General features: G+C 73.4%; 1 protein-coding gene. It reads left to right on the forward strand.

Annotated elements, in window-relative coordinates; all coding sequences use genetic code 11:
- Positions 1–16 precede the first annotated feature (16 nt).
- Positions 17–252, forward strand: a 236-nt coding sequence (locus tag ACSNOK_RS35315; RefSeq protein WP_436784772.1) for a TetR/AcrR family transcriptional regulator, incomplete at its 3' end; no start/stop codon positions are given.

Consider the following 252-nt stretch of genomic DNA (forward strand, 5'->3'; position numbering starts at 1 on the left):
GGTCCGGGAGGTCGGCATGCCGAAGCAGGTGGACCACCGCGAGCGCCGCGAAGCGATCGCCCGAGCGCTGTGGCGGGTGGTGGAGCAGCGCGGTGTCGCGCATCTGACCGTGCGTGAGGTCGCGCGGGAGGCGGGCATGTCCCACGGGCAGCTCCAGCACTACTTCGCCTCCCGGGAGGCGATGCTCTCCTTCGCCGTGGACTTCGCGTCCGAGCAGACCGCGCTGCGCGTCGGCCGGAGCCTGGCGGGGCT

The organism is Streptomyces sp. URMC 126 (assembly GCF_051386555.1).
Lineage (GTDB): Bacteria > Actinomycetota > Actinomycetes > Streptomycetales > Streptomycetaceae > Streptomyces.